This is a genomic window from Sphingobium chlorophenolicum, assembly GCF_000722875.1.
GTDB classification, from domain to species: domain Bacteria; phylum Pseudomonadota; class Alphaproteobacteria; order Sphingomonadales; family Sphingomonadaceae; genus Sphingobium; species Sphingobium chlorophenolicum.
This window is the reverse complement of the sequence record NZ_JFHR01000094.1, coordinates 1-9086: the sequence shown is the minus strand read 5'-3', so window position 1 is coordinate 9086 and position 9086 is coordinate 1. Positions and strand designations below refer to the sequence as shown.

Genomic DNA, 9086 nt, shown 5'->3' with positions numbered 1-9086 from the left:
TGGGGGGGCGTGCGTGCCTCTACAGGACAGCTTTCGCGTGGGGCACGCCCCCCACCCCTCGGTCCCCTCCCCTGAAGGGGAGGGGAAGCATTAACGTCCTGGAATGGCCAATTGCCGCCATTTCTTCAAATGCCCTAAATGCCAGAGGGCCTGTAAGCCGGGTTCTGTCCTTCCCTTGCGGAAAGTGGCGACCATTCCTCTAGGAGACGGATTGCTCCGTCCCTCAAGCAACCAACCCGGGCGGTCTCAGCCGAAACAGGCCTAGCAGTCGAGCTGCGCGCCGCCCCTATTCGGTCTTGCTCCCGGTGGGGTTTACCGTGCCGCCTTCCGTTGCCGGAGACGCGGTGCGCTCTTACCGCACCCTTTCAATTTCGCTTAGCCGAAGCTGTAGCGACCTGCTTTCTGTTGCACTGTCCCTTGGATCACTCCAGCCGGCCGTTAGCCGGCACCGTCATTTCGTGGAGCCCGGACTTTCCTCGCCGTGGCGGTTACCCGCCACGCCGCGGCCGCCCGGCCCTCTGGCAGATGCGCCTATACACAGGTCGGTCCCGCCCGTCACCCCGTTCAATCGTCACCCATCGGCTTGGGCAGCAACAGTGCCAGCAGGATCGCCCGGCACTCGCCATCGATGATCCCGTCGATCAATTCGGGCCGGAAGCGCCGCTGGAACGCCACCACCGCCGCCTGCGGTTCGGCAATGTCATAGCCGAACCGTTCCAGCGCCAGCATGAAGCCGCCGTCGCTCCAATGCGGGTCCATCAGATTCTTGGTCGGGCGCGGCAAAGCCAGCCGCAACCGCGCCAACTGCCCCCAGGGGAACAGCTCGCCCGGATCCTGCTTGCGCGCCGGGGCGACGTCGCTATGCCCGACGATGTTGCCCCGCGTGATCTTGTGCCGCTGCACGATCTGGTGGATCAGCGGGATCAGCGACCCCATCTGCGCATCCGGAAAGGGCCGATAGCCCCATTCATGGCCCGGATTGACGATCTCTATGCCGATGCTGGCGGAATTGATGTCGTCGATGCCGCGCCAATGCGCCCGCCCGGCATGCCAGGCGCGCTTGTCCTCATCCACCATGCGGATGACCTGCCCGTCCTCCGTCACGACATAATGGGCGGACACCTTGGATTCCGGGCTGGCCAGCCAGTTGATCGCGGTCGCCGCGTCGATCATCCCGGTATAGTGCAGCACCAGCATCGAAATGGGCAGGCTGCGCTCGTCGAAATTGGGCGACGGCGTGTCGATCATCGGAAAGTCGTTCATCGCCAAGGGCCAGTCACTCGCATTCGTCCGTCAGCGCCTTGAGGTGCGCCAGCGGACCATGACCGACAGCGGCAGGCCAATCAAGCCCCGCCGGATGGATCAGAGCGCCCGGCGCAGCACCCCGCCCGCATGGGCCGCCGCATTGGCGCGCCGTCCATAACCGCCACGGAATTCGGCATGGGGAACGAAATCGTCGCTATGCCCGATCACCGTCTCCCCCGCGCCCAGCAGCAGCACGGACCCCGCATGGCTATGCCGGGCCAGCAGGCTCAGCACGCTCTGGCGGCGTTCCGGCGTGAAATAGAGCAGGACGTTGCGGCAGAGCAGCAGGTCATATTCGCCCATGGGCGCCCGCGCATCGAACAGATTGTCGGTGCGGAAATCGATCATCTGGCGCAGCGCCGCATGGGCGCACCAGTCGTCGCCCGCCGGTTCGAACCATTTCAGCAGGTCGCCCACCGGCAAGCCGCGCTGCACGTCCATCTGGGTGAAGATGCCCGCCTTCGCCTGGTCGATGGCGGCGGTCGAGATGTCGGTCGCCAATATCTCGATCCGCCAGCCGCGCCAGCGCGCCATGTCGTTGCAAAGCTGGATGGCCAGCGAATAGACCTCCTGCCCTGTCGAACAGCCCGCGCTCCAGATGCGCAGCGTCCGGTCGGACCGCCGCGCATGGATGTGCGGCAGGATATGGCGGTGGATCATGTCGAATATCTGGAGATCGCGGAAAAAGCTGCTTTCATTGTTGAGCAGCGCGTTCACCACGTCATTTTCCAGCGCCGCGTCCTTGCGCCCCATCAGCCGGGACGCCAGCGCGTCCATGTCCGCCAGGCCCTGGGCGCGCAGCACGGGCTTCAGCGCCGTTTCCATCCGCCAGGCCCGGCTTTCCGACAATATCTGTCCGGTGCGCGCCTCCAGCAAGCCGGAAAAGATGCGCGCCGCCCCACGGGAAGAGGAAGGGGAGCCGGACGAAACGGGGTGGGCCGAAGGGGGCAATGCCATCAGTTTCTGTTCTTTCCTCTTCGCGCCACGAAATCCATGATCGCATGGGGTTCCAGCAGGGCGCAGTGCAATCCTTCGCCCGCGATCGAACCCGGCATGCCCCAGACGACGCTGCTCGCTTCGTCCTGCGCCACGATCCAGCCGCCCGCCGCCACGATGTCGCGCGCGCCGACCGTGCCGTCCCGGCCCATGCCGGTCAGCACCACGCCCGCCGCCCCGCCGCCATAGACATGCGCCATGCTGGCGAACATCGGGTCCACGCCGGGCAGGTTGCCTGCCGGGGTGCGATCCGGATTCAGCATGACCGACACCCGGCCGTGGAGGCCCTGCCGCAACTGGAGATTGGCGTCGCCCGGCGCGACATAGACGATGTCGGGGGCCAGCATCTCGCCCTGTTCCGCCACCTTGACGCGCAGGGACGTCATCCGCCCCAATTGCTGGACGAAATAATGGGTGAAGCTGGCCGGCAGATGCTGGGTCAGCAGGATCGGCACGCCCAGCGGCGCGGCCAGACCGGCGAAAAGCTGCCCCAGCGCATGGATGCCGCCGGTCGACGCGCCGATGCCCAGGCAGGCGAGCGGCAGGGCCGCCTGCTCCGGTTCGAACCGCGACGGCGGGCGCATGACCGGCGCCGCCCCGCCGTTGAACAGCCGCGACAGCCGGTCGATCAGGGCCTGGGGGAAATGTTCGCCGAAGCTGCCGCTGCCGGGCTTGGCCAATATGTCGCTCGCGCCCAGGGCCAGCGCTTCGACCGCCGCGGCGCTGCCCTCCTCGCAATTGCCGGACAGGATCACGACCTTGGCGCGGGGGTTGATCCGCAGGATCGCGGGCAGCGCCATCAGCCCGCTCTGCCCCGCCAGTTCGATGTCCAGCAGGATCAGGTCGACCTCATGCTCGCTCAGATAGGCCAGCGCATGTTCGGCGCTGTTGGTCTTGTGCGAGACGGAAAATCTTTGGTCGGCGTTCAATATCCGCTCGATGACCGTCCTGACCACGACCGAATCGTCGACGATCAGGGTGCTGAGCACCCTGTCTTCGTCGCGGTTGCTGGCCATGATCGGAACGTGGAAGGTCATTGAGGGCAATCTTTCTGAACGAAGGCGGAAAAGCGGGTCGGACAGAGGGCGGGCGGCGTTGCGCGCGCGGGCGGGAGTCAGATCACGCCAACGATCGTCAGCTTGCTTTCCAGCGTTTCCCGGTCGAACGGCTTCATCACATATTCGTCCGCGCCCGCCTCGACGGCGGCCTTGATGTGGCCGATGCCGTTTTCCGTGGTGCAGAAGATGATCTTGGGCCGCGCGGCCAGCTTGGCGCCGGGTAGCGCCTGGAGGAATTCCATGCCGCTCATCACCGGCATGTTCCAGTCCAGCAGCACCACGTCGGGCAGGGACGATTCGCACTGGGTCAGGGCGTCGCGGCCATCCACCGCCTCGCTCACCGACAGGTCCAGCGATTCCAATATATGACGGGCAACTTTTCGGATGACTTTCGAATCATCCACGACCAGACAGTTTTTCATAGAGCGTCCCTTGTTTTGCGTCCCATCTTCAGGAGCCTTAACCGGCAAAGGCGAGGAATTGGTAAACGCCGGTACAAGATCGTCATGCCGCCTGGGCCATGACGCCTGCATCGATGAAGCCGCTGAGCGACACGAGCAGATAGGGTTGGCCCTCATGCTCCACCAGACCACGGGCATAGGGGGCCCAGACGGGGTCCAACTGACCGCGCAGCGGCAGTTCGCCCTCCGGCACCTGGCAGATGTCGTAGACGGCATCGACCATCAGCCCGTAGCTGTGGCCGCTAATGTCCGCGATGATCGCAAAACCGCGCTGTTCCGCGGGCGTCGGCTGTCCGCGCACCAGCGCCGCGACGTCGATGATGGTCAGCACCCGGCTGCGCAGCGCGGAAAGCCCGGCGACATGCGCGCCCATGCCCGGCACCGGGGAAATGTCGGTGAGCTTGACCACCGCCTCGACCTCCCGGGTTTCGACGGCGACCCTGGTGCCCGCCAGCGTGGCGAACAGATAAAGCTGGTTCATATCCTTATCCTCCTTACCGCCGCGATCCGGCGAGCGCCGCCATCAGCGCGTCCTGATCGTAGCGGTAGATGCTGCCGTCCTGCGGGCCGCTGGGCCGGGGGGTGGCGCGCAGATGGACCACCCGGCAGCCCAGCAGTTCGCTCGCCTGCGACGCTTCCGCGCCCGTGAACAACACCACATCCTGCGGATCGACCTCCGCGTCGGCGGGCAGGCCCATCACCACCTCATGCCCCGCCTGTCGCAGCAGCGGCGCCAATATCTCCCGCGTCCAGCCATCGTCGCTGTCGGCCAGCAGGCAGCGGCCGCCGCTCCGTTCGGCGATCGGCTCCTCCGGCAGGGCGGCGAACAGGGCGAAGGGATTGATCACCTCCAGATGCTCGCCGTCGATCACCGCGACCCCGCTCAGCAGGCCGTGCATCGCCACCATGTCCGGCACGGCGGGCATGTCCACGATGTCCAGCACCGCCGCGACCGGATAGCAGGCCTCCCGCACGCCGTCGCGCAGGCGCAGCGCGGCGACCTTTTCCCCGGCGAAGTCATGATGGTCGCCCACGACCGGCACCAGCCGCCCGTCCAGCCGCACGAAGCCGCGTCCGCCGGACCGTCCGAACAGCCCCGCATCGATATCCTCCACCCGCTCGATCAACGAGAGTTTGAGCAGCCGCCGCTCGCCCGAATATTCCTCGAACCGCAGGGCGGGCACCATCTCGACGGCGGCCTGCGCCTCCTGCGTCTCTTCCGCCCGGCGCGCCGCCTGATCGTCGGCGATATTGGGCAGGCGCGCCGCATTGGCCAGGCCCGCCGCATCCAGCAACAGCATCGGCCTGCCATTGTCGGGCAGGGTCATGCCCGCATAGACGCCGGTCGCCATCACCAGCGGCGATGCGGGACGGATCACCAGTTCCTCATGATTTTCCACCGCCGCGACGCCCATGGCGAAGGGGATGCCGCTGGCGGATCGCACCACCATGACGACGCGCGGGCCGGTCTGCGCGACCCGCTCCATGCCCAGCACCTCCTCCAGATCGATCATCGAATGGCGGACGGAGCGGATCGTCGCGATCTTCGCGCCGCCGACTTCCGCGATGGTCAGGGTTTCGTTGTTGTCGTGCAGGATTTCCACCACGGCGGCGCGGGGAATGGCGAAATGCAGGCCCCCGGCGCGCACGATCAGCCCCGGAATGATGGTCAGCGTCAGCGGCACGCGCAGCATGATGGTCAGCCCCCGGCCCGGCCGGTTGTCGAGCGCGATCGTGCCGCCGATCCGCTCCACATTGGCGCGGACCACGTCCATGCCGACGCCGCGTCCGGAAATCGCCGTCACCGCGCTCGCCGTGGAAAGGCCGGGCTGGAAGATCAGGTCCAGCTTTTCCGCCTCGCTCATGCGCGCCGCCGATTCCGGCGTCAGCCGACCCGCCGCAATCCCCTTTTCGACCAGACGGCGGGCATCGATGCCCTGTCCGTCGTCGGAAATCTCTATGACGATCTGGTTGCCCGACTGGCGCGCCTCCAGCTTCAGCCGTCCCGCTTCGGGCTTGCCCAATGCGCGGCGCTTCTCCGGCGTCTCTATGCCATGGTCGATGCTGTTGCGGACGATGTGGGTCAGCGGATCGACCACCATCTCCACCATCTCGCGGTCCATCTCGACATCGCCGCCCTCCAGGACCAGATCGATGCGCTTGCCCAGATCCCGGCCCAGGTCGCGGACCATGCGCGGGATCGCGGTGAACAGTCGGTCCACCCGCTGCATCCGCGTCTTGGAAATGGCGTCGCGCATGTCCGCAACGCAGGTCGACAACCGGTCGAAGGCGCTTTCCAGTTCCGGATCGCCCGACCGCTCGCGCAGCTTGCGCGACAGTTCGTTGCGGGCCAGCACCATGTCGGACACGCCGTTCATCAACTGGTCGATCAGCGACAGCGGCAGGCGGATGGTGCGCGGCGCGGCCTGCGCGACGGACGTCCGTGCCATGGCGACCGGGGCAGCCTCGGCCTCGCCTTCCTCCGGCGCGGCGGAGTCCTTCTCGGTCAGGGCGGCGATCAGATAATCGTCATTCTCGTGCGGCAGGGCTGCGCCGATGGCGACCGCTTCGGCCAGTTCGGCGATGCGGTCCATGATGCCCAGCACGGCGCTGACGGTCACGGGGTCGGCGACGCGCTTCCCGGCGCGGATCTCGGCCAGCACATCCTCGGCCGCATGGCTCAGCCGTTCGAAACGGGGAAGGTTCAGGAAACCGCAGCTTCCTTTCACCGTATGGAAAAAGCGGAAAATGGCGTCCAGCCGGTCGCGATCCGTCGGATCGGCTTCCCATGCGACGACTTCGCCGGCCAACGCCTCCAGCGTTTCCTGCGTTTCCGATATGAATTCCTGGAGTAATTCGTCCATTCTCGCGCCTTCATGGATAGCGGGCGGACCATGCCGGACCGTGGTTAAATCCCCGTTAAAGACCAGCTATTCAGCAAAAAGGGGCGCCGCGACCTTTCGTCACGGCGCCCCTTGCACCCAGTAAACAGGCGTTGCGCTCAGCGCTTCTCGGTCTTTTCGACAGAGTCGGCCGCCTTCTCGCCAGCTTCGCGGGTGGCGTCGGCCTTGTTTTCCAGCGCGTCGGCGGCGTTTTCAGCGGCATTTTCGGCATTGCCGCTCAGATTGTCGGCCATCGCTTCCATATTGTCGGCCTGATTGTCGATGGCGTCCGCCTGATTCTCATACGCGTTCTCGACCTTGTTCTCCTGCTTGGAATCGCACGCGGCGAGCGCGATCAGGCTGGCAAGGCCAAGGACTGATACGAAGGTTTTCACGGCGTTTTCTCCTGTTGCGCCCCCATGGGCTGACGTCATTCGGCAGGGGGACCGGATGCCCGGAACCCTGACGCCCAACAACCGGTCGCGCGCAGGATGGTTCCCGCCGCACGCTCCTTTCGTCGCGGAAACGACTTTATTTTTTCAGGCTATCCCGGATTTCGCGGAGCAGCAGCACCTCTTCCGAAGGTCCGGCGGGCGCATCCTCAGGCTTGGGCATCAGCCTGTTCACGGCCTTCACCAACAGGAAGATGACGAAGGCCAGGATCAGGAAATTGACGAACACGGTCAGGAATTCGCCCCAGCCGAACATGGCGACGCCCGCCGCCTTGAGGTCGGCATAGCTTTCCGGATTGCCCTTGAACCCGGCGGGAATATCGCCCAGCCGGATGAAGTAGCGCGAAAAGTCCGCCCCGCCGAAGATATAGCCGACCACCGGCATGATCAGATCGTCGGTCAACGACTTGGTGATGGTGGCGAAGGCGCCGCCGATGATCACGCCGACGGCCAGGTCCATGACGTTGCCGCGGTTGATGAACGTCTTGAATTCGGAAATCAGCCCCATGGCAAAACCCCTTGTTCCGATTGCGATAGGAAAAAGCATGGGCCGTTGCGAAGGGTTCCACAACCGCCTATTTCCATGGGCGAAACAAGCCAGAGGATGCTCCATGACGATCCTGCGCCAATTCCGCCTGTTCCTTCTGCCGCTGCTGGGCGCCTTTGCCCTGTCGGCCTGCGGCATCAACAGCGTCCCAGCCGCCGAGGAAGTGGCCAAGGCGAAATGGGCCGACGTGCAGGCCCAATATCAACGCCGGGCGAATCTCGTCGGCAATCTCGTCGCCACGGTGAAGGCGGCGGGCAAGCAGGAACAGGACACGCTGGTCAAAGTGACGGAGGCCCGCGCCAGGGCGACCTCCGTCCAGGTCAATGCCGCCGATCTGTCCGACCCGGCCAAGGTTCAGCAGTTCCAGCAGGCCCAGGCGCAACTGAGCCAGGGCCTGGGCCGTCTGCTCGCTTCGGTCGAGGCCTATCCCGACCTCAAGACCAATCAGAATTTCCTCGACCTGCAATCGCAGCTTGAGGGCACGGAGAACCGCATCGCCGTCGCCATCCGCGACTATAATGAAGCGGTGCGCGCCTATAATACCCGCATCCGCACCTTCCCCGACGCCATCGGCGCGAAGATCATCCACGGCGCCAAGCCGATGACCCCGTTCCAGGCCACGACGCCCGGCGCGGAAGAAGCGCCCAAGGTCGATTTCGGCAACTGAGCCGGTCATGCTGCGCCGCCTGTTCCTGATCCTGTCGCTGCTGCTGTTCATCCCGGCGGCGGCGGCAGGCGCGCAGACCTTCCCCAAGCTGACCGGGCGGGTGGTGGACGACGCCGCCCTGCTCTCCCCGCAACAGGAACAGGCGCTGACCGACAAGCTGGCCGCGCTGGAACGGCAGAGCGGGCGGCAACTGGTCGTGGCGACCCTGCCCGACCTGCAGGGCTATGACATATCCGATTATGGCTATCAGCTCGGCCGCGCCTGGGGGATCGGCGACAAGGAAAAGAACAACGGCGCGCTGCTGATCGTCGCGCCCAACGAACGCAAGCTGCGGATTGAGGTCGGCTACGGCCTGGAAGGCATCATGACCGATGCGCTGTCGTCCCAGATCATCCGCAACGACATCACGCCCCATTTCAAGGCGGGGGACATGCCGGGCGGGATCGATGCGGGCGTGGACGCGATCGGCAGGCTGCTGACCCTGCCGCCCGACGAAGCGAAGGCATTGGCGGCGCAGGCGGCGGCCAACGCCCGCAACGCGTCGGACGATGGCGGCGGCTTCATGGTGATATTCTGGCTGATCGTCGTCGCGATCATCGTCATCTCCATGTTGTCCAGCCGGGGCAAGGGACGGCGTTATCGCGGCGGGTCCGGCCCGATCATCCTGTGGGGACCGGGCGATTCCGGCTGGGGAGGCGGCGGTGGATCGAGCTGGGGG

At 65.6% G+C, this 9086-nt stretch carries 10 protein-coding genes and 1 other RNA gene; 2 read left to right on the top strand and 9 right to left on the bottom strand.

Going from position 1 to position 9086, the window contains the following annotated elements:
* Positions 1–137 precede the first annotated feature (137 nt).
* From rnpB to mscL, 9 genes are all read right to left on the bottom strand, one after another.
* An RNA gene (gene rnpB, locus BV95_RS22855) (RNase P RNA component class A) lies at positions 138–522 on the bottom strand.
* A gap of 42 nt (positions 523–564) precedes the next feature.
* Positions 565–1263, bottom strand: coding sequence for an N-acetylmuramoyl-L-alanine amidase (locus BV95_RS21770; protein ID WP_037457270.1), 699 nt, complete (start codon positions 1261–1263; stop codon positions 565–567).
* 99 nt (positions 1264–1362) lie between these two features.
* On the bottom strand, positions 1363–2262 hold the full coding sequence (locus tag BV95_RS21765; RefSeq protein WP_037457269.1) for a CheR family methyltransferase: 900 nt from the start codon (positions 2260–2262) through the stop codon (positions 1363–1365).
* On the bottom strand, positions 2262–3338 hold the full coding sequence (locus BV95_RS21760) for a chemotaxis protein CheB (RefSeq protein ID WP_037457266.1): 1077 nt from the start codon (positions 3336–3338) through the stop codon (positions 2262–2264). The genes BV95_RS21765 and BV95_RS21760 overlap by 1 nt, the downstream gene beginning before the upstream one ends.
* 77 nt (positions 3339–3415) lie before the next feature.
* Positions 3416–3781 carry a response regulator gene (locus tag BV95_RS21755; RefSeq protein ID WP_013847601.1) on the bottom strand — a complete coding sequence of 122 codons (366 nt, stop codon included), beginning with the start codon at positions 3779–3781 and terminating at the stop codon, positions 3416–3418.
* Between the two features lie 82 nt (positions 3782–3863).
* A complete protein-coding gene (locus BV95_RS21750) occupies positions 3864–4301 on the bottom strand; it encodes a chemotaxis protein CheW (protein ID WP_037457263.1) in 438 nt (145 codons plus the stop codon).
* A gap of 13 nt (positions 4302–4314) precedes the next feature.
* Entirely contained in the window at positions 4315–6684 is a 2370-nt protein-coding gene (locus BV95_RS21745) for a chemotaxis protein CheA (protein WP_037457260.1), read from the bottom strand.
* A gap of 137 nt (positions 6685–6821) precedes the next feature.
* Positions 6822–7097: a hypothetical protein gene (locus tag BV95_RS21740; protein ID WP_013847604.1), complete on the bottom strand. Its 276-nt coding sequence runs from the start codon at positions 7095–7097 to the stop codon at positions 6822–6824.
* Positions 7098–7233: 136 nt separating this feature from the next.
* Positions 7234–7662 carry a large conductance mechanosensitive channel protein MscL gene (gene mscL / locus BV95_RS21735; RefSeq protein ID WP_037457258.1) on the bottom strand — a complete coding sequence of 143 codons (429 nt, stop codon included), beginning with the start codon at positions 7660–7662 and terminating at the stop codon, positions 7234–7236.
* Between the two features lie 103 nt (positions 7663–7765).
* On the opposite strand from mscL, the gene BV95_RS21730 reads away from it, so the two are divergent.
* Complete coding sequence (locus BV95_RS21730) at positions 7766–8368, top strand: LemA family protein (protein WP_037457255.1); 603 nt, start codon at positions 7766–7768, stop codon at positions 8366–8368.
* Positions 8369–8375: 7 nt separating this feature from the next.
* On the top strand, positions 8376–9086 hold a 711-nt coding region (locus BV95_RS21725; protein ID WP_037457253.1), incomplete at its 3' end, for a TPM domain-containing protein.